The sequence below is a fragment of the Paenibacillus sp. GCM10027626 genome (genome assembly GCF_042676285.1).
Taxonomy (GTDB): domain Bacteria; phylum Bacillota; class Bacilli; order Paenibacillales; family Paenibacillaceae; genus Paenibacillus_Z.
Window position 1 is genome coordinate 236,648 of sequence record NZ_JBHTHC010000001.1, and the last position, 25,500, is coordinate 262,147.

Here is a 25,500-nt window from a genome sequence, read left to right on the forward strand (position 1 = left end):
GCGGCACTCAGCTCGAGCTGAGTGCCGCTTTTGTTGTACGTCTTCTTTCCTTACACAAAAAAGCCTCGCCACATAAAACGAAATGATTCTCTTCGCGATCTCCTCTACCGAACCGTGATGCTCGTCCCAGACGATTTCCCGTTAGTACATTTCGTTCGTAAAAAACCAGCCGCGGGCTACGATCTCATGATTTAATTCGGAGCTTCCTGTCCTCGTTTCGCTATTGCAAAGCCTTACAGACTTTCGATGATCGCCTCTTTCGCTTCCAGCAAGGCATCAAGGTGGGGGTTAAAGAGGAGAGGGATGCCGAGCTTCTTCGCACTATTCTTCAATGCGAGGAATGCTTTGTTCGAGCCGGTCAAGATTCGCGCAGGCCTGTATTCGGCTTGCCCCAGCAAGTCAAGAAGCTGTTCCACGTATTGCTTCCGGCAGTCTGCGCTATCCATTAATTCAGCAGTCATAATCATGCCCGTTTCTTGCTCCACCCATAGGCAAAGGCGAGGGTATAACGCACGTTCCCCTCTCTCGCCAAACAGGACGGGGGCATATTGGAAGTCGGTTTCCCAAACTTCTTTCGATTTCTTTAAGTTTTTCAATTTTTGGAGGCGGATTTCATCTGTATATGTATAGGGCTCAGGTAAACTCCCGCTCATGTGCCAGGGAAGCCATTCATCCCGCCAAACGATGCCGTTTTCATTGACTTTCGGAACGCGATGCAGACGTTTCTCGCCGACTCCATCATCCGCCTCGTCATGCTCGAAGTACATATCGGGATTCTCGCGAAAGCGTTCACCGACATGGATAGCCTGCTCCAGTGCCACCGTGAGAAATCTTACCTGCTGCCCATTCAAGCCCCACGGGGAAAGACCTGGTTCATAACTGCGGAATAGCGGCCATTCCCCGGAGCCGCGAAATTTGTAGCCGAGCTCACGGATGAGGCTCAAATCTTTCTTATCCAGCGCTCCCCGATCCTCAAAGTTCAAAGAGATCGCTTTCGTGCTGAACAATAGCTCATCGTTATCATCAGCAAATACCCCGTCAAAGCTATCGTTTATTGCCTGCAAGAAAAGTCCTGCATTCGCCCCGAGATACACGTTCAAGCCGTAGTCGATTCCGCCGCCCCCTAATACGACGCAATAGCCGATCTCGCCGGTCTCCGGATCAGTTACGACGAAATAATCGTCATTTGACATCCAACTCCAACATGCAAGCTTCTTAAACTTGACTGCGGTTTCAAAGAGCCGGCACCATTCTTCCCTTGCCGCATCCGTTTGTCCCATCAATCGTGACCTCCAAAATCTTTTATTCATGTCTAGTATGGAGGAAATTTGTCGATAATGCAAAATACAATTGGCCGCATCCGTTTACTTATTTTCGCAGTTGACAAAGAAGAATTTTTATATTATCTTTAATTCAAGATATTTAAATTAAAGATTTAAGAGGAGGAATGAGCTAATGTCTGGCAGAATTAATGATCAGTTACGATCTGGGTTTCAAAAATAAAAGTAGTAGAATAAAAATTGGAGTCCAAAAATTTTTGTATTTTATCTTAAAATTAAGAATTTATAATTTGAATTAATGAAGGAGTGTTTATTATTATGATGGCTGCAGGTTTGTTAATTATACGTTTGGTGGTTGGGCTTTTATTTATCGGTCATGGCGCGCAGAAACTATTTGGCTGGTTTGGCGGTTATGGACCTAAAGGAACCGGGGGCTGGATGGAATCCATTGGCATTAAGCCGGGAGTATTAATGGCTGTTCTGGCCGGATTAATGGAGTTTATCGGCGGGATTCTGTTCGCCCTAGGACTGTTGACTCCACTGGCTGCACTTTTGCTGACCCTGGCAATGCTCGGAGCTATTGTGAAGGTTCACATTCGCAATGGGCTTTGGTCGACAGCTAACGGTTTCGAATATCCGCTTGTGCTGCTTGTCGTAGTCATAGGTGTCGCTATGATTGGAGCAGGCGCTTATTCCCTCGATTCTCTGATCAACTAACAGAAATATGAATCATGAGGTAAGTGTAAGGAAAAGCTATCCTTAGCAGAAAATCCATGGCTTTGAATGCTTTGTAGGCGAGGGTCTTGAGGCACATTTGTTCACCGGTAACGGATCGACGGTTCGCTCTGGGCCGCTTCGCCCATCAAAGCGAGGTTTCGCGGACTCCGTTCGGGTCTGTTTCATATATTTTCATTTTGAACCATAAAAGGAGAGAGGATTTATGTCTTTACAAACATCAGGTATTCATCATATTACCGCTTTTGCCAGAGATCCGCAGGCGAATGTCGATTTTTATGCAGGAGTGTTAGGTTTACGGCTGGTTAAAAAAACGATCAATTTTGATGCTCCAGAAGTTTATCATCTTTATTTTGGTGATCAGGCGGGAAGCCCCGGAACGATTATCACCTTTTTCCCATGGCCTACCTCGCGCAAAGGCCGGGTTGGCGGCGGCCAAGTCGGTGTAACCACTTATGTCGTTCCGCCGGGAGCGCTCGGATTTTGGGAAGATCGCTTACAGAAATTTGGCATTTCCACCAAGATGCAAACCCGGTTTGCGGAAAAATATTTGCAATTTACAGACAATGAAGGGCTGCAACTGGAGCTCGTCGAGCGAGAGGAAGGGGCCGAGAGCGAGTGGGCGTTCGGCGGCATTCCACGGGAAAAGGCGATTAAAGGTTTTGGCGGCGCCGTTCTGTTCAGTACAAATGCGGCACAAACACGACAAGCGCTTGAAAGCACGCTTGGCTTGAAAAAAACGGGCGAGGATCAGGAATATACGCGCTACCAAGCGACTGGCGAGCTTGGCAACATCATTGATGTACCGCATGCCGACATGGCACACGGTGCGGGAGGTGCCGGTACCGTGCATCATATCGCTTGGCGCGCCAAAGATTTCACGGAGCATGCCGAGTGGCGCAGCCTGGCGGCGCGGCATGGCTTTGAACCGACGGATATTATTGACCGGCAATATTTTAATGCGATTTATTTTCGCGAAGGCGGAGGTATTTTGTTTGAAATTGCGACAGATCCTCCAGGCTTTGCCCGCGATGAAGAGCCGGCAGAACTGGGCCATCATTTAATGCTGCCGGAGTGGTTTGAGCCGTACCGTTCCCAGATTGAGGCGAATTTGACTGCCATTCAAGTCAGAGTATTGGAGGAGGATCGGATTTGAGACATCTTTTTAAGCAAGGCTCCCGCCCAGAGGCGCCAACTCTCGTCTTGCTTCATGGAACCGGTGGCACTGAACATGATTTGCTGCCGCTGGCAAGGATCATTTCCCCCGAATCGTCTGTTTTAAGCTTGCGGGGAAATGTTTTGGAGAACGGCATGCCCCGATTTTTTAGACGGCTGGCGGAAGGGGTGTTCGACGAGGAGGATCTGATTTTCCGAACTGCGGAGGTTTATCAGTTTCTGCAGCAGGCCGCGGCTCAGTATTCTTTTGACCGCAGCCGGTTAATCGCTGTCGGTTATTCCAATGGAGCCAATCTGGCAGGCAGTTTGCTTTTTCATTACAGCGATGCATTGAAGGGTGCTATTCTTCATCATCCGATGGTTCCGCGGCGGGGGATTGAGCTCCCCGATTTAACAGGCACGCCTGTTTTTATTGGCGCCGGTGAGAATGATCCGATATGCGCGGCGGCAGAAACGGAAGAACTGCAGCAGCTGCTTGATAAAGCAGGCGCTAGTGTAACGGTTCACTGGGAACGGCGCGGGCATCAGCTGACGGCATCTGAAGTGGAAGCTGCTGCTGCCTGGCTAAAGGAGCAATCGTTATGATCGTCATCGATCCGGCGCAGAAGAGCGATAGGGAGATTTATAAGCTGCTTATTGGCAGCATTATTCCAAGACCGATCGCTTTTGTAACGACGCTATCCCCTGAGGGGGTGCTGAACGCGGCTCCGTTCAGTTATTTTTCGATCGTCTCCAGCAATCCGCCGCTGCTTTCGATCGCGGTGCAGCGCAATAAAGGAAGCAGGAAGGATACGGCGAGGAATGCGCTCGAAAAAGGGGAGCTTGTCGTGCATATCGTAGACGAGAAATTGATTGCAGCCGTCAATCAAACAGCGGCAAGCCTGCCTCCGCATGAAAGTGAAGTCGCGCTGGCAGGCTTGACTCCGGTCGTCAGCGATATGATCTCTGTACCCGGTGTAAGCGAAGCGAGGATTCGCATGGAATGTGAGCTGGAGCAAGCGATTCCGCTTGGCGGATCGGCTGAAACTCCTGCCTGCGATTTGCTGATTGCGAGAGTGGTTCGTTTTCATTTTGATGAGGAGCTTTATAAGGAGGGGCATATCGACCCCATACAATTAAATCCGGTTAGCCGAATGGCGGGAAGCTATTATTCTACGTTAGGAAAACTATTTTCTATCGAGCGTCCCAATTAAGAGCTTTTCAGGCGAAAATGAAAGTTTAGACGCTGGGGAACATCGCCCTGGCGTCTTTCTTTTGGGGCTGCAGCCGCGGGCAAAAGAGGCATGAAAGGAGCAAATAGGATTAAATTTTTGCAAAAGCTATTGACGCGCGAGATCAATTCCTATAAAATCACTTGGTATTAACGGTTTTTGTTATTGCTAGAACTAGAGGGGGAGAACACGAATGATACGAACCAAATCACGATTAAAATTTCAAACGACAATGATGCTAGTATTAGCGGTGGCTGTGCTAATCGCCGGCTGCGGAGCAAAAGAAGAAAATGTTAAAAAGAAAGTTGAAAATTTGCCGGCCCGGATCGCAGAGAAGGAGCAAATTAATATAAAGGTTATCCGCAAAATCGGCGGGGATGATCATACGGCACAATTTTTGGCGGGCGCAAAGCAAGAGGGTGAAGCGCTTGGCTTCAAAGTAGATACTTTTTCGGCGCAAAATGATACGGCCAAATTTCTTGATGCGCTTGAGCAGGCTGCTGACAGCAATGTAGATGGCGTCATTATTTCTCATGGTGATGATCCGGCAACAGTAGCGGCTGTGAAAAAGCTGCGCGATAAAGGCATTGAGGTCGTTGCGTTTGACTCTGTTGGCGAACTGGCTGATATTCCGGGCGTAACGCTGACATCGCAGGATGATGAAGCACTTGCCCAGTATGCATTGGATCAGCTTGTGAAAGAGCAGGGCGAGGTAGCCAACATTATATACTTATGGGTAGACGGCTTCCCGCCGATGGTTCGCCGTAATGCGGTATATAAGGACACGCTGGTCAAATATCCCGGGCTGAAGGAACTGGAGCGTTTTGGCGTCGCTTCTGAAAATACTTCAGTAGAAACGCAAAATGCGGTTGCGGCAATGCTGACGAAATATCCGAAGGGTGAAATTGACGCCATTTATGCATCATGGGACGCTTTTGCGATTGGCGCTGCCAGAGCATTAGTAGAAGCGGGGCGGACGGAAATTAAAATTTACGGCATTGATGTATCCAACGCGGATCTGCAAACTATTCAGGAAGAGAACAGCCCTTGGGTAGCGACAGCGGCGGTTGATGCAAAGATGATAGGCGCAGTAGATGCAAGGCTGCTCGCGAAAAAACTGGCAGGAGAAGAGACGCCGGCAACCTATAACCTGGAAGCATCGCTTATTACCCAAGAAAGCTTGAAAGGTGCTAGCGAGACTGTCAATCTGGCGACCTTGCCGGATATTATTAAAGGCTGGGGAACGACTGACGCGTTTGAAGAGGATTGGATGAAAGCTTTGAAAGCTGCCAATGCCAAATAAAGTGCATCCCAAGAAGAAACGGTTCCACCGTCTTTAATTAGACGGGTGCGTTTCTCAGGGTGATACTTAGAATTTATCAGCTAAAAGTTTATAAATTCTATATCACTTAAAAATGCAGCGCCTTTATCCTAGGATGAGGGCGCTCATCCTGTTAAGAGGGGAGAAAATACAAATGAAGGAAACAGCAGCAGGCACTTTAGAGATGAGAGACATCTCCATCTCCTTTCCTGGCGTGCAGGCGCTGAAAAATGTTGATTTCTATAGCGAGGCAGGCCGGGCGCATGCTTTAATCGGGGCGAACGGCGCCGGAAAATCAACGCTGATGAAGGTGCTGGCCGGCGCTCATGATCATTATACAGGCGAAATTTTAATCGATAACAAGCCGGTCCAAATCCGCTCGCCCAAAGCGGCCAAGGAACAGGGGATACAGGTCGTTTATCAAGAGGTCGATACTGCGCTTATTCCCAACCTGAGCGTTGGTGAAAATATTATGCTGGAGCAGATGGTTCATGGGATGAAGGGCAAGCAATTGGTCGGCTGGAAGCAGCTCCATCTGGAGGCAAGGGCGATACTGGATCGGATGGAGGTTAACGTTTCCACGAGCAAGCTTGTTCAAGATTTGACGCTGGCGGAAAAGCAGATGGTGCTCATTGCCCGTTCTGTTTCGCTGCAATGCCGCTTTTTAATATTGGACGAGCCGACAGCGCCGCTGAGCCATAGTGAAACCGAACAGCTTTTTCGGCTGGTGCGGCTGTTGAAGTCGCAAGGAGTAGGCATTATTTTCATTTCGCACCGTCTGCCGGAGCTTTATGAGATCTGTGAGGACATTACAATTATGCGCGATGGGCAGCTTGTTGTGCGCGAAGCCATTGCCAATGTTGCACAGCAGCAAGTTGTGGAGCATATGCTGGGCGCAAAGCTTGAGGGCCAGTTCCCGGACAGAGAGCCTGTTATTGGAGAAGTAGGTTTCGAAGCGCGTCATTTACACGATAGAAGCAAGCTGAGGGAAATTAATTTTAATATCCGCCGGGGCGAAATTGTCGGTTTGGGAGGGCTTGTTGGTGCGGGGAAAACAGAGCTGTGCCGTACATTGTTCGGCGCAACGCCTGCTTCCGCGGGCGATATTTATGTAAATGGAAAAAAGCTGCGCATCGCATCGCCCCACCAAGCCGTTCGCAGCGGCATCGCACTGGTGCCGGAAGAAAGGCGGCGTGAAGGGATTTTTGTAGAGGAGTCGGTAGTCGTCAATTTGTCTGTTGCTGCGCTGTCCCGTTATACCAAATGGGGGACATGGCTGAGCGCAGCTAAAGAAAAGCTTGCAGCAAACCAGATCATCGCGAGCCTTGGTGTGAAAACGCCGAATCAGGAGGCTAAGCTGAAAAATTTGTCAGGCGGCAATCAGCAAAAAATAGCGATCGGCAAATGGCTGCTCGTAGACGCAGACATCTATTTGTTTGATGAGCCGACCAAAGGCGTCGATGTCGGGGCAAAGCGCGATATTTATGAGCTGGTAGCCGAGCTTGCCAGCCGAGGCAAATGTATTTTGTATGCGTCCAGCGAAATGTCGGAGCTGATCGGCATAACGGATCGCATTTATGTCATGTATGACGGCAAAATTTTGAAAGAGCTGGACACAAAAGCAACAAACGAAGAAGAGATACTGTTATATAGTACGGGGGGCTTGATGGCGTGAGTGCTGCTAAGGTAATAAAAGCTGAAGCTTCTAAAAGCGGGAATAGCTTTTTTCAATTTTTTTATAAATACGGTACTTTAATTACGATCCTTTTATTAATTGCCGTCTTTGGGACAGCTACAGACAATTTTTTAAGCGGCTCGAATGTAATTAATATTTTACGTTCCATTTCCATAGTTACGATTATTGCAATTGGCCTCACCGTCTCGCTTGCTGTCGGCGGCTTCGACCTGTCAGTCGGATCGACGGCGTCGCTGGCGAATGCGGTTGTCATTTCGATGTTTGTCTGGCACGGGCAGCAGGTCGGATTAAGCATTCTTGTTTCGCTGGCCGTTTGTCTGATCGTCGGGTTAATTAATGCGTGCCTCGTCATTTTCTTTAAAATTCAGGATATGTTAATGACGCTTGCGACCATGTTTATCTTTCAAGGGGTAGCATTGACGTATACGAGAGGCGCTACCATTTCGCAAAATATGATTATGCCGAACGGAGATTTTGCTGAAGGCGTCATTCCCAAATTGTTTGGCAAGCTTGGACAAGCGCCATGGATTATTGCGATCATGCTTGTCGTTGTTACGCTGGTTCATCTGTTTTTGACCTATACGAAGCATGGCCGCTATATGTATATGATTGGCGGCAATGCAGAGGCCGCTAAGCTGTCCGGCATTCCCGTCAGCAAATACCGCTTGACCGCCTACTTGATTTCAGCGTTATTTGCCGGAATTGGCGGCATTATGCTTGGCGCGCGCGTCATGAGCGCAGAGGTGAACGCTGGAGCGCCTTATTTGATGGATGCAGTGGCAGCGGCATTTATCGGTTATTCGGTTTTTGGCGCAGGCAAGCCTAACGCGCTTGGCATGTTTGCCGGTGCAGTATTAATCGGCATTTTGTCCAATGGGCTTGTTATGCTGTCTGTTCCTTATTACGCGATGGATATTGTAAAAGGCTCGGTGCTTGCACTTGCGCTGGCGGTCACCTATTATAAAAGAAATCATTGACGGGAAGTCCCGCGTCCCGCATTAGTGGAATGAAGCCTCCAGTTCTGCGTTTATAGTGGAACGGAGGCTTTATTAATAAAATGACTCGCGGGGCAGCCTCTTTATTTTGAACACGATCATTGGGGGGAGCGTTTGTGGAAACGGTCTTTTTGGTAAAGCCTAGTATCGAGTATCAAGCTGAATACCTTGATTTCTATGAGGAATGGAAGACGAGTGGGGAATTGATTGTTCCCTGGGTAGTGAGCAAGGACCCGTCTGATTTTGAGGGTATGCTTCAATTTTTGCTTGAAAGTGAAAATCAGGAAGCTCTCTCAGAGAATTGGGTGCCGAGCTCGACCTTTTGGCTGGTAACCGCCAGCAAAAGGGTCGTCGGGGCAGTAAATATCAGACATAGCTTGAATGAGAAATTATTTAATTGTGGCGGTCATATCGGATACGGGATTCGTCCTGCCGAGAGGCGTAAAGGTTATGCGACTAAGCTGCTTTCTATGGCATTGGAAAAAACAAAAGAACTTGGAATTGGGAAAATTCTAGTAGTGTGTGATGAAAGTAATATCGCTTCAGAGAAAACAATATTAAAAAATGGCGGCATGCCGGACACAAGCTTTACGGAGGGTAACGGTAATGTTGTAAAAAGGTTTTGGATTACTAATTAAGTTTCTAAAATGTTAGATCGTACTTTGGGGGAGCGATCTTTATTCATTTTGGATATATGCTAATATTTACTTCGAAAATACTTGTAAACCATCATTTTCCAGTCACCTTTGTTCCGGCACGAGAAACTGCTTGCCGCCGCGCAGATCATCTCTGGAAGCAGATTCTTGGCTAGCGGCGCCTTGTTGTGCAGCTTGCCGGATCGTAGATCCTCTATCTGTGAACAAAACAGCCCAAACGATGGTTTCGCGGACTCTGGTTCCGTTATTTGCCTCAAATCGCCTTGAAAATCAGGCACAACTCGCAAATAACGGATTCTCTGTCCGCGAAACCTTACAACCGCCTGTTTTTCGAGCAAATAAGGGATCGTGTGTCCGCTTGATCACCGGCGCAGACCGCAGACTCGCGGACCGCGCAGCCCTCTCACTAGTTAGCTCACACCGTTACGAAAGCATCTGCAATTCTCCCATTTTAGATAGGTAGAGCTTCATATTTTGCCGGATTTCCTCGAGCTCCGAAAAGGTTACATTAAGATCGGTGTGATATCGGAATGTAGGGAACGTTTCGCGAAAAATAAAATAGCGCTCCGGCTGTTTAACATTGACAGGCCCGTTCCATTCGGCCGCGCTTTTCAGACTAGGAAGACTCAGTGTGTTTTGTCTTAATTTAAGCTGAACTTCATGAGACAGCATGTAATTAATAAAGGTTTGCGCGGCTTGCTTGTGCTTGGAATTTTTGTTAATCGCGAGTCCGATTACAATGATCAAAGTTTTGGGAGTTCCTTGGTACGGCAAAGGTGAAATATCATATGAGAAATCGACGTCCTCAATCATATTCAGCAGAAAGTACGATGTCATAATCATCGATACTTTTTGCCTGCGAAATAGCATGTCTACATCGTCATCGCTTTCTGACAGGAACGGTGGAAAGACTTCCTCGCTTATATCAATTAAAGTTTGGAAGCTGTCTTTAAGCGCTGCTTTATCCAGCTCCAGACTGCTGCTTTTTTCTTTTCCGCGCTTAAAGACAAAATTGTTTTGTAATAAAAAGATGGGCCACCGGTTGTCTGACAGCAAATGAAAGAAAAAGCCGTATCTGTCGTTACCGGTTGATAATTGATGGGCAGCCTTTTTGACGGTATCCCATGTCCAGCTGCTGTCCGGCTCCGGCACATTATTTTCGGAAAAATGTTTTTTATTGTAGCATAGAATGACTGGCGAGAACATGAAGGGCTGGACGTATAGCTTGCCATCATGCATAAAGGGCTCCGTTAGAATCGGATAAATGCCTTCTTTCTCTTCCTGAGGCTCCAGCATGCTTGGCGGGGCGTCCGTGCTCGTAAATAGCTCAATGTTTTGGTTGTTAATGGACATGACATCGATGTTGTCAGATTCCATGTAGTCTTTCATCGTTGGTTTTGTATGATTATAAGGCATAGGAATCATATTGATACGGATTAGAGGATGCTGTTTGTGAAATTCGTCCACCAATTCGCTCAGTTGTGCTTCCTCCATTAAAGATGGATAATAGCCAAACTTTATAGTGACCCCTGCAGGAGATTTTAAAATGCGATTTCCTACTCTGGGGATTTTTTCTATGAAATTTTCACGAGCTAAAAGCTCCAAGCCTTTACGTACTGAATTTTTACTGAGTTCGAACCGATCGGCGAGATCGGACTCGGAGGGCAGGTAGCTTCCCTCTTCCCATATATTCGTTATTATTTCATTTCTTAATGTGATCATCATATCCTCATAGCGATTCCGGAAAGTAGAACGCTTCGGTCTTGTATTCATTCTCCAAACACCTCGATTGAAAAATAATCCTTCAATGGTTAATTATATCATAAAGTTATCGGTGACGATGAACATATCATAGCGCAAAAAGGGATATCGTGAAAGCGCATCCGATTCTCATTGACAGTTTCTTCTTTGTTCGATTATAATCAGCTATGAACTAGATAAGCAACAGGAAAAATGAAATAAATAAGGAGAATATGATTTTTAAGTGCATAGAGGAGGGGGAAAGCCAATATTTATATTGTGCCAAAGGAAAATATGTTACTTATCTAGATCGTTACTTGTTGAAAAGGGATGGTATCATCATCTGTTAAAATATAAGAAAGTATAAGTTTCACCTTATACACAGCTTATATTTCTAAGGGAAGAAACTTGCCTCGCGCAAGGGACGGCGTCAGCCGTTTCTTCTTGAGAGTCAGATGGTGAGTTTAATTTTAGTGGGGAGAGGAGAATGACAGCATGAAATATAAGCGACTAATAATGCCGCTTTTCATTTTTTGTCTCATCTTAAACATGCCGATGTATGCGCTTGCAAAAGAGACTGCAGAGACAAAGCCGGCAACAATCCGTTTGGAGTATGATGATCAATCCGTAACGAAAGGGAATGAGGTTACAGTTAATGTCGTTGTTCGCGATGTTACCGATTTATATGGCGTTCAATTTGAAGTTAAGTATGATCAATCAAAGCTGGAATTAAAGAGCGCAAGTGCTAAAGGAAATTATAATGATTTTGGCGGAATCAAAACGGATCCTGGCAAAGGAACAATTTTGCTGCCGCTATTACGCGAGGGTGTTTCTTCCTCAAATACGCCGCTCTCCGTGTTGACAATAGCACAGTTGAAATTTACGGCACAAAGCGCTGGCGAAGCGAGTCTTACCATTCAGGGGCTTAAAGCTGTTTCGAGTAAAAGTTTTATGAATGAACATGACCTTAAGGATTTGGCGGAGCTGGCTATGATTGCTGGAGAGGCTTTAACGATACAAATTGTTAACCCGTCCACAATTATATTTCCTGAACCGTCAACTGGAAGTCCCAGTGTCGAGCAAGAGCTAAAGGAGCTGGAGAAAAGGCTTGCTTCCGGCAATACTGAACAAGCGCTGGCGCAATTAAAGACTCTTCTCTCCGGTGGTACGGCGAAATTTACAGAGCTTGAAATGAAAAAACTGCAGGAACTGGCTGAGGAACTGCAGCGACAGTTAGAAAATAGTGTATTGACAACGGCTGATTCATCGGCCCAAGCCAACTTGTTTGAAAACAATTCCCTGATGAAAGCTGTGCAAGCGCTGGAAAACCTTGCGGCACTCGCGGCAGGCAATCATTTGAATTTGCCGGCAAGCAAGGGTGTTCATGTGCAGCTTTCTGATAACGGTTATTCCGCGCTACATATTACTGCTGAGCAAGCTAAGCTGCTGGATCAGCATAAAATGGCCCTTGTACTTGAAAGAGCTCAAGGTTCAGCAATTATTTCATCAGATGTACTACTGCAAGATCAGTCGACTGTGCTCCATTTATCAGCTGTGACCACACAAGCGGGAGAAAAGACCGGCAAGCATTATACCTTTGTTTCCAGACTTCAGCTTCAAGTCTTGAAAGCGAATGGAGAGGCCGCCGCCATTTCTCAACCGGCAGGAAAGCTGCATCTATCGCTTTATTATGATGCGAACCGTAAAGAAGTCCATAAGCTTGGTGTATATATGTGGAATGAACAGACTTCTTCATGGGACTATGTGCGCCAGGCCAAGCGGCTGGATGGGAAGTTTGAACTTGTTGCCAATGAGCCGGGGATGTACGCCGTTATGGAATACTCCGTCCATTTCAAAGATATAGGAAAGGTTTATCAAGAAGCGAAGCATGCCATTGAAACGCTTACTGCCATGCATTATATGTTCGGCACGAGCGAAGATAAGTTCTCGCCTGATAAAGAGATTACCAGAGCAGAATTCGTTGCGCTGCTGGTTCGTATTCTTGACCTGAAGCCGATTGGCAGTGAAGCGGGTTCGTTTGCCGATGTCGATGCCAAAGCATGGTATGCAGGGGAAGTCTATGCTGCGAAAAAAGCGGGAATTGTTCAAGGCGACGGCTCCAAATTCAACCCGAACGGCATACTGACCCGTGAGGCGATGGCGGTCATGCTGGTCAATGCCGGGCTGCTCAATGAGGAAGCGGCAGCCGCAGCCAAATTTGCCGATGATGCTGCTATTAGCAAATGGGCTAAGGAGGCCGTTTACAAGGCGAAGGCAAGCGGGCTAATTAAAGGCGTTGGCAAAAATACGCTGCAGCCGCAAGCAAGTGCAAAACGGGCAGACGCGGCTGTCATGTTGCTGCGGCTGATCGAACGACAATAAGGAGTGAGCCGATGTGAAGATAATGAGAAGAAGAATTGCTATATTCGCTGTCGTCACGTTATTGCTCTCAGCAATGATAGCGGGCATGCCGGCCATCCCGGTTTCGGCGCAGGATAATCCGGTACAGCAAGCCGAGATCGCGATGGTCAACCCGGGCTTTGAAGATGAGGTGGGCGAGGACGGAAAAATTCCGGGCTGGAATGTAGCTTACACGCCATCGGCGAACGTCTCTCACCAGGTAAGCAGTGAACAGGTGAAATCAGGAAATTACAGTTTGCATTTGAAGGATTACTCCAATACAGAATCGGTTCTCATTACAAGCGATAAGTATGAAGCGGCTGCCGGTAAGTTTTATAAGGCCACGGTGCAGATTTCTCCGAATGATCCTAAGGCAGCAGTTTCTGGCACCAGAGGCGGATCGATTTATATGAATTTTTACGATGCAAATGGAGAAGAGGTTAAAGCGAAAGAGAAAAATCGGGCGGATTACTCTACGACCAATAAATTTGCGGAATTTGTTGCGCTGAGTCTCGAGCTGGAAGCGCCGGCAGGAACAAAATATGTGACCGTATCGGCTTCCATTACACCTGTTTGGGTAGGGGATACGTATTTCGATGATTTTACGCTTACTTACAGATCGGATACGTCTGTCGAAGAAGAAGGGGAAGAAGATTTGTCCGAAAAGGTGATTGCTTCTGACGGCTTCAAGGAAGTCGTAAGTATCCCTGTTCCGAATGCGGGCTTCGAGCGAAACTTGATGAGCGATGGAACGATCCAAGGCTGGCGAGCGTGGAGCGCCCCTACGGCGACGGCGAAGTATGAGCGGTCGTCCCAAAAAGTGTATGCAGGGAAATATAGTCTGAAAATTACCGATTTGGCCGACGATCAGGACGTTGTTCTTGAAAGCATGCCTTTGGCCGTTAAGCCAGGCGTGGCGTATACCGCTTCAGCGATGATGAATATTGAGGACCCCGATACTACGGGAGCAACTTTGCTGCTTCGCTTTTTCAATGAACAAAATGTTAGAGTGGGAGAAGACGTCCTGCAGCATTACAGAGCGCCAATTAACGAATGGTATAAAGCGGAAGTAAAAGGGCTCGCTCCTGCCGACACCAAATATGCCAAAGTGTTTGCCTTGGTCAACCGCTACAATAAAGGCATTGTTTATTACGACGATTTTATGTTCACTTATGAGCGCGAACTAATGAAGCTTGATATCGCCGTTCCGGAAAATGTTGTAAAAAATCAAACATTTACAGTACAATTAGGCGCAGAAAATGCAGCCTTCCTTACTGGGGCTGATTTGAAGCTGGCCTTTGACGCCCAGGCGTTTGAATTTGTCGAAGCGGCTGTTCACCCGGATTTCGGCACAAATGAAAATACAACTTTAACTTCTAATGTTACTGATGGGGTGCTTGCCATTCAAGCAACGAGAAAAGGAAATGAGGTTGTAAACGGAAATATTGGTATTGTCAATGTGACATTCAAGGTAAAGGGCAATAAGGGAAACACGATTCTAGCACTTAAGGCTGGCTCTATCTTAAAAACCTATAAAGATGGTGCAGTGGAAAGTAAAACCTTCCCGAATGATTTAAGAGCCCGTATTTCGATTATGGAGTACATGGAAGATGTAAATCATGACGGTGTCGTCAACCTTGTCGATCTGCTGCTCGTAGCCAAGCATGTCGAGGCGGAGCTGGACAGCGAAACCAAATACTATGATTTGAATGGCGATGGGAAGATCGATATCGTTGATGTCGGTCTGCTTGCCCAGGCGCTGGCCGCTTACTAACATCCATTTCAATAGGAGGTTTACGATGCGTAACATACGAAAAAGGTGTATGCTGCTCGCGCTTATATGCAGCTTAATCGCTTCACTCGTCCTTACAACTGCTCCACAGGGAGTAAATGCGAGCCAAGATAACCGTATTACTTTCAAGGGACGAGTATTTGGAGAACCGCAAAAGATCGATACACCGATTATAAAGGCAGAAATTGCAGGTGCGGTTGTAGGTGAAGAAGACGGCCGCCCGGTTTTTTACACGACAGTCAATGCGGAGCTGGCATTGTTCCAGGTCGTTGATATTAAAACGAATAAGCTGCTCTATAGCTTGCCAATGTCAAGGACACAGCAAGCCTGGGCCCATGTCATTGCTCCCGACGGAACGGTATATATTGGCGGCATCCGCACTTCCGGAGAAACGAGGGGGATTTTGTGGCAATATTCGCCGAAGACGCATGAGCTTGTCGAGCTGGGCGAGCCGATTCCGGGCGAAAAGTCGATCTGGAGCTTGACGACAGATGACCAAGGGAATGTGTATGGCGGCACGTTCCAGTCGGGCAAGGTGTTCAAATACGATCCGGTTGCCAAAAAATTTACGGACTACGGAACGATGGTTGCCGGTCAGGAATACGTTCGTTCTATTGCGTATCACGATGGATATATTTATGCAGGGATTGGTACGGTAGGTGATGTTATTAAGCTTGGTGTGACGGACGCTACTAAAGGTTTTAAACAGAGCATTGCCGCTAAAGTGCCTGAATTGCTCGGCGTTCCGGCGGCACAAGTGCCTTTTGCCTATGATATGTCTGTAGTTGGCGATTATCTGTTCGTGAAATTTACAGGCGAGCTTTATAAGCTGCTGATCTATGACTTGAAAACGCAAACCTGGCTCGATCATATGATCGGCAAAGATACAGCGAATGGCGGGACAGGAGCCGGTGTATTCAGCTTCGCCCAATTAGTTACCCGCGACAACAAAGTGTATATCCCTGCGAATGGACATTTGACGGAATTGGATCTTGTGACTTTCGAAGCTACTCCGCTTATTCCTTATGGAACCTCATTAAGGGGAGCGGCTTGGGTAGAGTTTGATGATCTTGAAGGCTATGAGGGCAAATCGTTAGTTTCGATGAAGGCTAACGGAGATATTGTGATTTTTAATGTAGATGCCAAAACGGTAATGACCAGGCTGTCCGTCCTGGAAGGCGCACCGAGTCCGATTCATAATATTGAAGCGGGGCCGGACGGCAATCTGTATATGTCTGCTTATCCTGCAGGATTAGGGGCAGTATATAACCCGCGCACCTCCGAAAGAAAAAATCTGGTGATGGAGCAGGCCGAAGGTATGGTGGCGTATGGCAAGGATATGTATTTAGGCATGTATCCTGGCGGTCATGTTTATAAAATTGATACGACGCTCAGCACGCCGGTTGCTTCGAAGGTGTTTACAATTGGCGAAAAGCAGGATCGTCCTTATATTATGAAAGTCATGGAAGATAAAATTATGATGGGGACTATTCCAGGCTATGGCGAGCTGGGTGGCGCGCTTACGATCTATGATCCGGCTACAAGAGAGCATGAGGTATTTCGCAACATTGTGCAGAATCAAAGCATCGTAGGTCTCGCTTATAAAGACGGTCTTATTTATGGTTCGACAACGATACATGGCGGTCTTGGCGTAACAGCTACGGAAAGGTCCGCGAAAATGTTTGTATGGGATGTTGCCAAAAAAAGCAAAGTGGCCGAATTTACCCCCAATATTCCAGGTCTAAACAATCCAGCGATGATTAGCGGTCTGACTGTCGGACCGGATGGCAACATTTGGGGCGGAGTAAATGGCATTCTGTTTAAAATGGATCCGACTAACTATGATATTATCGATTATAAGTTGATTTATCCGGATATTAGCAGCACGTATGGCATGTGGCGCCCATACCATCCTCATTGGGGAAAAGACGGTCTGTTGTACATCGATTTAGCCGATCGCATTACCGTAGTAAATCCCAAAAACATGGAATTTGTTCGTCTGTTTGAAAAGAGTATGGAAGTGAAATTTATGACGCTTGCCGAGGATGCGGACGGAAATGAAAATATTTACTTCGCGGACGCCACTGACATGGGAAGCTTACAAATGATCGCTGTCTCAGGTGAGAAATATGAGCATGCCGGACAATTAAAACTAACGGGACCTGATGCGGCTGAATTGAATAAGCCAATTACCGTTAATCTTGAGCTTGATAAGGCCAATAAGCTGTACGGGTTTAAGGCAAAGCTCAAAATTGATCCCGCGCAATGGGAAATTAAAGGTATTACGGGGTCCGAGCAATGGAATGCAGAAGGGCTTGTGACCTGGTCTGCGAATGGCAGCGATGTTACGATTGTCGGTACACAAGTGAAGGACAGCAGCTTTGACGGCAATCTGGCAGCGGCGCATATTCAGTTGGTAGCCAAAAAGAACAATCCAGATGCAAAGTTAACGCTGTTAGGAGAATCAGAGACGATACGTATTGACGGAGACGTCACAGGCGTTACGCATCACCTTGGTACGGATACCAGCTTGACGATCCGCATCGGTACTGCCGGGTCAGCGGCAGATATTAATAAGGATGGCCGGGTTGATAAAGATGATCTGATTATGCTGGCTAAGTATATAGGTGCTGAAGTGAATGATAGCAATCGTCATATGGATTTGAATGGCGATGGCAACATCGATATTGCCGATTTAGGTTTAGTTGGGCTTGAAGCGCTAAAATAGAAAGAGTTAACGGCCGATCCACATTGATTTTGTGGAGAGGCCGTTTTTTTGAATCGTATAGAGTTAATAAACTCTAGGCTAGTGTTGCCTAATCTAGACGGATGTCACGGCCGCTATTTTCGCAAATTCGACCGATCTAAAATTGTAACGGAACTGTGCAGGCTGTCGATTTTCTGCGGACAGCGATTTTTTCCGGGGAAGCGGGCAACCGGAGGGTCATGTGGACCTACGATCCGCTATTTTGTCGAACCCCGGCTCATTCGAGGTTTCGCGGACACACGATCCGTTATTAGCCGATTTTGCTGGAGTTTAGCGGTGATTTGAGGCATATAACGGATCTACGGTCCGCGAGGATGCCGTTTTGCTGTTTTGTTCACAGATAACGGATCCACGGTCCGCTCGGGTCCGCTAGGTTCGTGATGAGCGAATGCTAACGGATGTCACGGCCGCTATTTTTGCAAATTCGGCCGATCTAAAATTGTAACGGAACTGTGAGCCCCTATTTGATGATGATGAGCCCGATTTCTCAAGAAAACGTCGAATTAAGAGCGCTCACTTCCGTCAGATTTCAAAAAGGAAAGGAATTGGCGAAATAAGGTCCGTGGCTTCCGTCTAGATGAAATCGATTTGCAGGCGACCCTCCTTCAGAGCTTTTGCCCCCCGAACTCCGGTGATAGAAGAAAAACCTTGTTCCGCAATAAGGACGTCGTCAGCCGTTTTTTCTCAAAAGGCTGTTTCATTAAACTTTGTTGTTATTGAGAAAGAATGAAATGATATATAATTAATAAATGGAATGTGTCAAAAAATATTCGATCATAAGGAGTGGCAGAAATAAAAAATCAAACTAAAGTGATATATAGAGAAGTTCAAAGACCACGACAATTTTTGTGGTGGCTGTTGGTCTTACTGGTTACGGTTTTTATGTGGTATGGCTTCATTCAACAAATTATTCTCGGGATTCCATTCGGCAGTAAACCCGCTCCAGATGCGGTTTTGGTTGCTCTTTGGTTTCTTTTTGGGATTGCTTTTCCGATCATTATGCTTAGATTGATAAAACTGATAATTGAAGTTCGTGGTGATGGTCTTTATATTCGATTTATTCCTTTTCACGCGCAATACAGGCAGTTTTTGTATAAGGATATAACACACTATGAACCAATCATTTACAATCCATTAAACCGTTTTGGCGGTTGGGGGATTCGTGTTAATTTTAATGGTGAAACGGCTTACATTATGAATGGGAAACAAGGACTGCAGTTGAAATTAAGAAATCAAACCGTGGTGATCGGTACTCAAAAACCAAAAGAACTAAAAAAGGCAATGGATTCTATAATTAATGAATAACCATACGGAAGGAAGAGCAATGATTGGAAACCTCTATCGGCAATGTGGACTGGATAGATAGAACTGAAACGCTGGATGCTTTATTAAAGCGGGAAGCAGCCTTAAGCACGCATCCAATGGATCAAGGCTTTGAAGCTGAAGTCATAAAGCTTAACTCTGCCAATGAGAGCTATGTATTAAAAGTATGGAACAAATGCTCCAAGCCTGATATTCGCTTTCAATATCACTTATTGAATGTTCTCCACGAAAGTGACATACCTGTTTCAAGGCCTGTGGGATGGGGCATAAACGCCAATTTAGATAAAGTATTATTGACAACCTTTGATGGGGAAGCGCTAATTGCGAACAACGCGGTTTTGAAAAATTTGGAGTTCAAACCGTTTTGAAATTTTAAGAAGGAGCATTTAAGTGCAATGATTAATGAAAATCCCACTGTGTTTGTCTATGGAAGCTTGCGAAAGGATGAAGACAACTTCGGCTTCTTGGCCGATGCTGAGCAGCTCGCCGATTATTGCTATGTCGAGGGCATTTTGTACGATACGGGACTTGGTTACCCGGCCATGACATTAGCGCACGGCAGCAAGGTGTATGGTGAGCTATACCGGGTTACGCCCGATACATTGCGCCAGCTTGATGAATTGGAGGACTATCACGGCGCAGAACAGGATAACGATTACTTGCGGGTTGTGGAAACGGTCTATATGGATGAAGGAAGGGCTAAGGCGTTTGTCTATGTGTACCCGGATGAAAAGGCGAAGGGCTTAAAGCGGGTTCAGTCTGGGGACTGGAGGCTTTATCGACTCCGGAAATAAATTCGAATAAATGATCCGCGGCCTGTATCATGAGGGGATGCATAGTTTTATTTTAAAAGTAAAAAGCAATAAATAAAATGATTATAAAGCAAATTCTACAACAAAACTTATAATGATCCATGTAAAATAGGGAATGGATTCTGTAAACTAACTCTAGCATGCGAAACAATCGCCAGATGGCGGATCAGCTGATCCTAAATCACAAATAAGAGGAGTTTACAGAATGAACGAAAACTTAACTTCAATACAGCGTGTCGCTGACAATGCTGCAACGGATCGTCTGCCATGGGCTGGCTTGCTGCTTTTGGCGATGGCCGGGTTTATTTGTATCTTGACGGAGACACTTCCAGCCGGATTGCTGCCCCAGATTAGCGAAGGGTTGGGAATTTCTGAGGCCCTTGTCGGTCAATTCGTTACATTGTACGCGATCGGCTCTTTGGCAGCCGCAATTCCGTTGATCTCTGCGACGCGCGGGTGGCGGCGCCGGCCATTGCTGCTAATGTGTATTATTGGCTTTTTTGTGTTCAACACAATTACTGCGTTATCATCCTCCTATATCCTCACTTTGGCTGCACGCTTCCTGGCGGGCGTATCTGCAGGTGTCTTATGGGGAATGACAGCAGGATATGCCCGGCGAATGGTTCATGAATCGCTAAAGGGACAGGCTATGGCGGTGGCGATGGCAGGCGCACCCCTCGCTTTGTCGCTAGGCGTACCGGCCGGAACATTCCTTGGCGCCCTTGTAGGCTGGCGGGCGGTCTTTTGGATCATCTCTTTGCTAGCACTGGCGCTTGCCGTCTTGGTGCTCTGGAAGCTGCCAGACTTATCCGGTCAGGCAGCCGACAAACGTCTTCCGCTGCATAGAGTGTTTATTACACCGGGAGTGCGCGCGGTACTGTTTATCGTGTTGGTCTGGGTGCTGGCGCATAGTATTCTTTACACCTATATTGCACCGTTCCTTGCCCGTATCGGACTGGGTGAACGAGTTGACCTGGCATTGCTCATATTCGGCATTACATCGGTCGCTGGCATTTGGTTAACCGGATTGCTGATCGACCGTTGGCTGCGGCGTCTTGTCTTGATTAGTCTGGCTGTGTTCGCGGTTGCATCGGCTTTGCTAGGCATCGGGAGCGGACAGCCGATTCTTATCTATTTAGCTGTTGCCTTGTGGGGGCTAACTTACGGGGGCGCGGGGACGCTGCTGCAGACGGCGATTGCCGAAGCCGCCGGAGATAACGCCGATGTAGCCCAATCGATGCTGGTAACGGCATGGAACCTGGCGATTGGCGGCGGCGGTATAATCGGCGGCATTCTGCTCGAAACGTTGGGCACGTCCACTTTCCCTTGGATATTATTGATATTGCTGCTTCTTGCCTTGCTCGTCAGTTGGCGTTCCAAAGAACACGGGTTTCCCGAATAACAGAAGAATGATCAAGAATTATTTGGAATCGGCAAGCATGTCTTCACCCTCGAGCATAGGAAGGAGAGATTTATGTTCAATGGGTGATGACAGCACGATTAATATTGTATAGGTCCCATATTTATCACACTGAATGCCAAAATCTTCAAGAGAACGCGTGGAATCGGTCATGATTTTCAGCAAATAGTTATACTCCCCGCTAATGCGATGACATTCGACCACTTCCGGAGATTCGCGGATAAAGTCAAGGAATTCGTAACAAGCCCTGGTATGAAAAAGCATATAGGCGATGGTGCGCTTCCCGATTTTTTCAGGAGAGACGATGGTGCGATAGTGCTCGATAATTCCCTTTTCCTCCATCCTCTTTACTCTTTCCGTAACGGCCGGCTGGGATAATCCGACGCTTTTGCCAAGCTCGGTCATAGAAATTCTGGCTTGAGTCTGGAGATGGTGCAAAATATTTTTGTCAATCTGGTCCATCGGCATTAGTCTCCTTTAAATTTAAGGGATTATTGAAAAAAGTCATTGATTATCTTTGGCATTGGGTCTGTTTGTATTCATAATACACCCATTTTATTGGAATGAGCAATAGGGAGGGCACGAATACCATACTTGGGCAGTTCGCTCATATTCCAACATATGGTACAATGGGTTTGGGCCATAGCGTAAAGGAGAGAATGAACATGCCGGATCATGCACGAATTTATATAGAGGAAGCGGAAAAATATCATTTGCTTATTTCCAAACAGCCGCTGCTTCATGATGTTATTGAGGAAGTTAGACCAACAACAGGACTTGACATTGTCGATGTCGGTGCCGGAACAGGCAGGCTGACAGCAGTGCTGGCCTCAAAGGCAAGATCAATCATAGCTATAGATGAATCGGCTGGAATGCTGGAAGTCAATGCGAAGCGGCTAAAAGAGCTGGGGCTTGGCAATTGGCGGACGATCGTGGCCGAGCATCGCAAGCTGCCGCTGGAGAATGCCAGTGCTGATCTTGTAGTAGCGGGCTGGACGATTGCCTATCTGGCCAATGATGAAGTGGAGGATGGAGAAGGCAACCTGAATGCGGCGATTGCGGAAATGAAGCGGGTGCTGCGGCCTGGCGGAACGATTATTATATTTGAAACGATGGGAACAGGCGAGAAGCAGCCTAATCCGCCGGCTATTCTTAAAAATTACTATAAGCGGCTGCAGGAAGAATATCATTTTTCGTATAAATGGATTCGTATGGATTATACTTTCGAAAATACGGAGCAGGCTGAAGAACTGACCCGATTTTTCTTTGGCGATGCATTAGCAGACAGGGTGAAGCAGGAACAACTTAAGACCGTTCCGGAGTGCGCGGGCGTGTGGTGGCTGCACATTTAAGGGGAGTGTAAATGAGTAAAAAACGAAAGATTGTAATTGTCGGCGCAGGATTTGTTGGCGCAACCATGGCTTATTACTTGTCAATGCGAAATCAGGATGTTGCCGTAATTGAGAGTAATGAGGCAGTAGCTTGTGAAGTGACAGAAAAATCATTCGCTTGGATAAATCCGTCGGGACGGGTTTTGCAGCATTTTCGGCATTTATATGATGCGACATTAGCGGAATATCGCGAATTGGAAAAAGAGCTGCCTGATTTAAAAGTAAACTGGCACGGTGCACTTATATGGGACGTTCTGGCAAATATAGAGAGACCACATATTAAAAAAATAAATCGGCAGCAGCTCATGGAATTGGAACCTAATTTGAAGGAGTATCCGGAGGAAGCGCTCTTTGCTTTTGATGAAGCTGCTGTTGATCCTGTATGGACAACCAAACTGCTGCTAAAAAAAGCTGCTGAAAATGGAGCGACTCTACTTTTTAATACCAAAGTTTCACTAATCAAACAAGAGGGTGATAAGGCTGTTGGTGTCCACACCTCGAATGGGTTTATCGAGGCGGATGTGATTGTATTGGCAGCGGGCGCAGCTGTGCCTGAGCTTTGCAAGCCATTAGGCGTCGAGGTTCCCGTAGCTCCTTCGCCATGCATCATCGTTCGTATGAAATCGCCAGCAAAGCTAATCCGGACTTTGATCTCCAACTCCCGGTTTGAAGCAAGACAACTAACCGATGATATTTTAATAGCGGCGGAGGATTATATCGACGAGTCGGAAGAAAATGGCCCGGAAGCCATCGCGAAACGGGCCTTCGAAGCGCTTCGCCAAGATTTGTCAGGCGGAGAGCATTTGCAGCTGGAAAGTATCCAGGTAGGAATGAGGCCCATGCCCGCGGACGGTTACCCGATCGTTGGATTTCATGATGGGATCAAGGGTCTTTATCTGTCGGTCATGCATTCCGCTATCACACTTGCACCTGTAATTAGCCGCTTGGCCGCAAATGAGATTGTCGATCAAGTGCAGATGAAAGAATTAGAGGGCTGCCGGTTGTCCAGGTTTGCAATTAACCAATGAAGAGGGGTGCAGCCCCTCTTTTTTAATAGTATCCTAATCTAACGGATACCACAGCCGCTATTTGCGAAAATTCGACCGATTTGAAATTGTAACGGAACTGTGAGCCCCTATTTGATGATGATGAGCCCGATTTCGCAAGAGAACGTCGAATTAAGATCACTCACTTCCGTTAGATTTCAAAAAGGAAGGTAATTGACGAAATAAGGTCCGTGGCTTCCGTTAGACGAAACCGCTTTGCAGGCGCCCCTCCTTCAGATAACTCACATATTGCTGACCCAGAGTGGTTTGTTTTCACTAAAAAGTTGGGGAATCATTTTATGTAATAATTCGGGCAAGACGTTATTATTCTTAAGATTGTCCGCAGTAGGCTCAAGCCAATAGAATTCAAGATGCGATTCTAAGGAAAGCGGGATTGCATTCGAAGTTAATTCTTTGCTTCTAATTTCGAATAAGTGGGTTATCTCATGGTAATAATCATTTTCTTCTTCTCGACCATACTCAATGACCCCAAGAAAACGGATGATATCACAAGAACTAACACCTAACTCTTCTTTTATTTCTCTTATCAGAGCAGTCTGCGCTCCTTCTCCAAGTTCAATGCCACCCCCTGGCAAAAATGAATGTGCTCCTTTCATGCGAGCAATTAAAATCTGATCATTATCAATGATAAGTGCTCGTGCAATATGGCGAAACTTTATGTTCATATAGGGGCACCTTCCCGCTAACTTATTGGAATTGAATATATTCGGCAGCGAAAGTATATATCCTTTCTTTTCTTAGTAATGGAAAAGCTGACGGACCTTCAACTTGAATTGTGAATTCCTATCTCTCGATGATACAATTGTGGAATATGAGGAATTAATGAATGGCTGGCAAAGGAGGAAGCAAATTGAACAATTCATATGATATTGACAATCCGATGGCTCCTCTATGGTTTATGTATCCGTTTATTAGCAGATACAGCATCGGCTGGAGAATGGGATTTGGCGAGCATTATAAGACTCAATTCGGAGAATGGTTCTCTGCTTTAAGCGCTGAGGACAAAAATAAGTTTCGCGATATGTTTCCTCCCCCGAAGGGCTGGCTTGGCTGGTACGAGAAACCTTATGTTGATGATGATCATTATGATGATGAGGGAGATCTTCTCTGGAACCAGGATGGAATGCCGGTTTATACGTTAGCGCGGCTGAAGGAGAAGCGGCGGAACAATGAGAATATGGAGTATTTATTTTTTGGAGAATTGCAGTCTGGCAGCGGCGGCCCTATTGCAGAAGCTTGTTTGAGTCACGGGTGGGAAGCGGAGTTTGAAATGGAGACAGATGCTTTCGCCTCTATAGAGCAATATTTGGCGGCTGAGAAAGCAAGGCTTTTTGATGAAGAATGTTATACGGAAGAAAAATGGGCAAACAAGCGCTACTCAGTCGCTTTGAATGGCAATTTGGCCAAGTTTCTTCAGAATGAGAAGCTGATGCATATTTTATTGCAGACCGGCGATAAAGTGCTGGTGGCCGTTAGCCTACACGATGAAATCTGGGGTATTGGGCTGGCTGCGGGGGAGAAAGAAATTAATAATCCGCTGGCATGGAGAGGACAAAATTGGGCGGGATTTGCTTTGATGGAAGTGCGGGACGAACTGAAGCGCATATGTCAACATTATAGTAAGCTAAAGCTGCAAGAGCTGCATGAACAGTAATTGAATGTCCGCATATTCGAGATTCAGAAGAGCGTCCTTAGTGGGATGCTCTTTTTCGTTACTG

22 protein-coding genes are annotated in these 25,500 nt (G+C 46.5%); 18 read left to right on the forward strand and 4 right to left on the reverse strand.

Features of this window, described 5'->3' with window-relative positions; translation table 11 throughout:
• Positions 1 to 233 precede the first annotated feature (233 nt).
• On the reverse strand, positions 234 to 1,280 hold the full coding sequence (locus ACFQ0N_RS01045; RefSeq protein WP_379322487.1) for a DUF7309 domain-containing protein: 1,047 nt from the start codon (positions 1,278 to 1,280) through the stop codon (positions 234 to 236).
• A gap of 318 nt (positions 1,281 to 1,598) precedes the next feature.
• Between ACFQ0N_RS01045 and ACFQ0N_RS01050 the strand changes: the two genes are divergently transcribed.
• The 8 genes from ACFQ0N_RS01050 to ACFQ0N_RS01085 all read left to right on the forward strand — a co-directional run bounded on the left by ACFQ0N_RS01050 (position 1,599) and on the right by ACFQ0N_RS01085 (position 9,052).
• Complete coding sequence (locus ACFQ0N_RS01050) at positions 1,599 to 1,997, forward strand: DoxX family protein (protein WP_379322488.1); 399 nt, start codon at positions 1,599 to 1,601, stop codon at positions 1,995 to 1,997.
• Between the two features lie 223 nt (positions 1,998 to 2,220).
• On the forward strand, positions 2,221 to 3,171 hold the full coding sequence (locus tag ACFQ0N_RS01055; RefSeq protein WP_379322489.1) for a ring-cleaving dioxygenase: 951 nt from the start codon (positions 2,221 to 2,223) through the stop codon (positions 3,169 to 3,171).
• Positions 3,168 to 3,776, forward strand: a complete 609-nt coding sequence (locus tag ACFQ0N_RS01060; protein WP_379322490.1) for an alpha/beta hydrolase — start codon at positions 3,168 to 3,170, stop codon at positions 3,774 to 3,776. Before ACFQ0N_RS01055 ends, ACFQ0N_RS01060 begins: the two co-directional genes overlap by 4 nt.
• A complete protein-coding gene (locus ACFQ0N_RS01065; RefSeq protein WP_379322491.1) occupies positions 3,773 to 4,384 on the forward strand; it encodes a flavin reductase family protein in 612 nt (203 codons plus the stop codon). The genes ACFQ0N_RS01060 and ACFQ0N_RS01065 overlap by 4 nt, the downstream gene beginning before the upstream one ends.
• 211 nt (positions 4,385 to 4,595) lie before the next feature.
• A complete protein-coding gene (locus ACFQ0N_RS01070; RefSeq protein WP_379322492.1) occupies positions 4,596 to 5,705 on the forward strand; it encodes a sugar ABC transporter substrate-binding protein in 1,110 nt (369 codons plus the stop codon).
• 172 nt (positions 5,706 to 5,877) lie between these two features.
• Positions 5,878 to 7,398 carry a sugar ABC transporter ATP-binding protein gene (locus ACFQ0N_RS01075; RefSeq protein ID WP_379322493.1) on the forward strand — a complete coding sequence of 507 codons (1,521 nt, stop codon included), beginning with the start codon at positions 5,878 to 5,880 and terminating at the stop codon, positions 7,396 to 7,398.
• The gene (locus ACFQ0N_RS01080) at positions 7,395 to 8,396 is read left to right on the forward strand and encodes an ABC transporter permease (RefSeq protein ID WP_379322494.1); all 1,002 of its coding nucleotides are present in this window, start codon (positions 7,395 to 7,397) and stop codon (positions 8,394 to 8,396) included. The genes ACFQ0N_RS01075 and ACFQ0N_RS01080 overlap by 4 nt, the downstream gene beginning before the upstream one ends.
• A 134-nt stretch (positions 8,397 to 8,530) precedes the next feature.
• Positions 8,531 to 9,052 carry a GNAT family N-acetyltransferase gene (locus ACFQ0N_RS01085; RefSeq protein ID WP_379322495.1) on the forward strand — a complete coding sequence of 174 codons (522 nt, stop codon included), beginning with the start codon at positions 8,531 to 8,533 and terminating at the stop codon, positions 9,050 to 9,052.
• Between the two features lie 441 nt (positions 9,053 to 9,493).
• Here the strand turns inward: ACFQ0N_RS01085 and ACFQ0N_RS01090 are convergent, their stop codons facing one another.
• The gene (locus ACFQ0N_RS01090; protein WP_379322496.1) at positions 9,494 to 10,843 is read right to left on the reverse strand and encodes an extracellular solute-binding protein; all 1,350 of its coding nucleotides are present in this window, start codon (positions 10,841 to 10,843) and stop codon (positions 9,494 to 9,496) included.
• Between the two features lie 462 nt (positions 10,844 to 11,305).
• Between ACFQ0N_RS01090 and ACFQ0N_RS01095 the strand changes: the two genes are divergently transcribed.
• The 7 genes from ACFQ0N_RS01095 (at position 11,306) to ACFQ0N_RS01125 (ending at position 21,306) form a co-directional block, all read left to right on the forward strand.
• On the forward strand, positions 11,306 to 13,192 hold the full coding sequence (locus ACFQ0N_RS01095; RefSeq protein ID WP_379322497.1) for an S-layer homology domain-containing protein: 1,887 nt from the start codon (positions 11,306 to 11,308) through the stop codon (positions 13,190 to 13,192).
• Between the two features lie 22 nt (positions 13,193 to 13,214).
• Entirely contained in the window at positions 13,215 to 14,984 is a 1,770-nt protein-coding gene (locus tag ACFQ0N_RS01100; protein ID WP_379322976.1) for a dockerin type I domain-containing protein, read from the forward strand.
• Between the two features lie 25 nt (positions 14,985 to 15,009).
• Entirely contained in the window at positions 15,010 to 17,730 is a 2,721-nt protein-coding gene (locus ACFQ0N_RS01105) for a dockerin type I domain-containing protein (protein ID WP_379322498.1), read from the forward strand.
• An 831-nt stretch (positions 17,731 to 18,561) separates the two neighbouring features.
• Positions 18,562 to 19,074, forward strand: a complete 513-nt coding sequence (locus tag ACFQ0N_RS01110) for a DUF6141 family protein (RefSeq protein WP_379322977.1) — start codon at positions 18,562 to 18,564, stop codon at positions 19,072 to 19,074.
• Between the two features lie 23 nt (positions 19,075 to 19,097).
• Complete coding sequence (locus ACFQ0N_RS01115; protein WP_379322499.1) at positions 19,098 to 19,460, forward strand: phosphotransferase; 363 nt, start codon at positions 19,098 to 19,100, stop codon at positions 19,458 to 19,460.
• Between the two features lie 27 nt (positions 19,461 to 19,487).
• Positions 19,488 to 19,886: a gamma-glutamylcyclotransferase family protein gene (locus tag ACFQ0N_RS01120; RefSeq protein ID WP_379322500.1), complete on the forward strand. Its 399-nt coding sequence runs from the start codon at positions 19,488 to 19,490 to the stop codon at positions 19,884 to 19,886.
• Positions 19,887 to 20,109: 223 nt separating this feature from the next.
• Positions 20,110 to 21,306, forward strand: a complete 1,197-nt coding sequence (locus tag ACFQ0N_RS01125; protein WP_379322501.1) for an MFS transporter — start codon at positions 20,110 to 20,112, stop codon at positions 21,304 to 21,306.
• A gap of 18 nt (positions 21,307 to 21,324) precedes the next feature.
• Here ACFQ0N_RS01125 and ACFQ0N_RS01130 read toward each other — a convergent pair whose 3' ends face one another.
• Entirely contained in the window at positions 21,325 to 21,786 is a 462-nt protein-coding gene (locus tag ACFQ0N_RS01130) for an Lrp/AsnC family transcriptional regulator (protein ID WP_379322502.1), read from the reverse strand.
• A gap of 203 nt (positions 21,787 to 21,989) precedes the next feature.
• Here ACFQ0N_RS01130 and ACFQ0N_RS01135 point away from each other — a divergent pair, with 203 nt between their 5' ends.
• Complete coding sequence (locus ACFQ0N_RS01135) at positions 21,990 to 22,676, forward strand: class I SAM-dependent methyltransferase (protein WP_379322503.1); 687 nt, start codon at positions 21,990 to 21,992, stop codon at positions 22,674 to 22,676.
• An 11-nt stretch (positions 22,677 to 22,687) separates the two neighbouring features.
• On the forward strand, positions 22,688 to 23,743 hold the full coding sequence (locus tag ACFQ0N_RS01140; protein WP_379322504.1) for an NAD(P)/FAD-dependent oxidoreductase: 1,056 nt from the start codon (positions 22,688 to 22,690) through the stop codon (positions 23,741 to 23,743).
• Between the two features lie 260 nt (positions 23,744 to 24,003).
• On the opposite strand, the gene ACFQ0N_RS01145 is transcribed toward ACFQ0N_RS01140, so the two are convergent.
• Positions 24,004 to 24,447 carry an NUDIX domain-containing protein gene (locus ACFQ0N_RS01145; RefSeq protein ID WP_379322505.1) on the reverse strand — a complete coding sequence of 148 codons (444 nt, stop codon included), beginning with the start codon at positions 24,445 to 24,447 and terminating at the stop codon, positions 24,004 to 24,006.
• A gap of 185 nt (positions 24,448 to 24,632) precedes the next feature.
• On the opposite strand from ACFQ0N_RS01145, the gene ACFQ0N_RS01150 reads away from it, so the two are divergent.
• The gene (locus tag ACFQ0N_RS01150) at positions 24,633 to 25,436 is read left to right on the forward strand and encodes a riboflavin biosynthesis intermediates N-glycosidase (protein ID WP_379322506.1); all 804 of its coding nucleotides are present in this window, start codon (positions 24,633 to 24,635) and stop codon (positions 25,434 to 25,436) included.
• The last annotated feature ends 64 nt before the right edge of the window (positions 25,437 to 25,500 follow it).

What these genes read in the sequence shown, in the direction of transcription:
- ACFQ0N_RS01045 (WP_379322487.1), bottom strand. Translation starts at nt 1,280, where the DNA reads ATGGGACAAACGGATGCGGCAAGGGAAGAATGGTGCCGGCTCTTTGAA.
- ACFQ0N_RS01050 (WP_379322488.1), top strand. Translation starts at nt 1,599, where the DNA reads ATGATGGCTGCAGGTTTGTTAATTATACGTTTGGTGGTTGGGCTTTTA.
- ACFQ0N_RS01055 (WP_379322489.1), top strand. Translation starts at nt 2,221, where the DNA reads ATGTCTTTACAAACATCAGGTATTCATCATATTACCGCTTTTGCCAGA.
- ACFQ0N_RS01065 (WP_379322491.1), top strand. Translation starts at nt 3,773, where the DNA reads ATGATCGTCATCGATCCGGCGCAGAAGAGCGATAGGGAGATTTATAAG.
- ACFQ0N_RS01070 (WP_379322492.1), top strand. Translation starts at nt 4,596, where the DNA reads ATGATACGAACCAAATCACGATTAAAATTTCAAACGACAATGATGCTA.
- ACFQ0N_RS01075 (WP_379322493.1), top strand. Translation starts at nt 5,878, where the DNA reads ATGAAGGAAACAGCAGCAGGCACTTTAGAGATGAGAGACATCTCCATC.
- ACFQ0N_RS01090 (WP_379322496.1), bottom strand. Translation starts at nt 10,843, where the DNA reads ATGAATACAAGACCGAAGCGTTCTACTTTCCGGAATCGCTATGAGGAT.
- ACFQ0N_RS01095 (WP_379322497.1), top strand. Translation starts at nt 11,306, where the DNA reads ATGAAATATAAGCGACTAATAATGCCGCTTTTCATTTTTTGTCTCATC.
- ACFQ0N_RS01100 (WP_379322976.1), top strand. Translation starts at nt 13,215, where the DNA reads ATGAGAAGAAGAATTGCTATATTCGCTGTCGTCACGTTATTGCTCTCA.
- ACFQ0N_RS01105 (WP_379322498.1), top strand. Translation starts at nt 15,010, where the DNA reads ATGCGTAACATACGAAAAAGGTGTATGCTGCTCGCGCTTATATGCAGC.
- ACFQ0N_RS01120 (WP_379322500.1), top strand. Translation starts at nt 19,488, where the DNA reads ATGATTAATGAAAATCCCACTGTGTTTGTCTATGGAAGCTTGCGAAAG.
- ACFQ0N_RS01125 (WP_379322501.1), top strand. Translation starts at nt 20,110, where the DNA reads ATGAACGAAAACTTAACTTCAATACAGCGTGTCGCTGACAATGCTGCA.
- ACFQ0N_RS01130 (WP_379322502.1), bottom strand. Translation starts at nt 21,786, where the DNA reads ATGGACCAGATTGACAAAAATATTTTGCACCATCTCCAGACTCAAGCC.
- ACFQ0N_RS01135 (WP_379322503.1), top strand. Translation starts at nt 21,990, where the DNA reads ATGCCGGATCATGCACGAATTTATATAGAGGAAGCGGAAAAATATCAT.
- ACFQ0N_RS01140 (WP_379322504.1), top strand. Translation starts at nt 22,688, where the DNA reads ATGAGTAAAAAACGAAAGATTGTAATTGTCGGCGCAGGATTTGTTGGC.
- ACFQ0N_RS01145 (WP_379322505.1), bottom strand. Translation starts at nt 24,447, where the DNA reads ATGAACATAAAGTTTCGCCATATTGCACGAGCACTTATCATTGATAAT.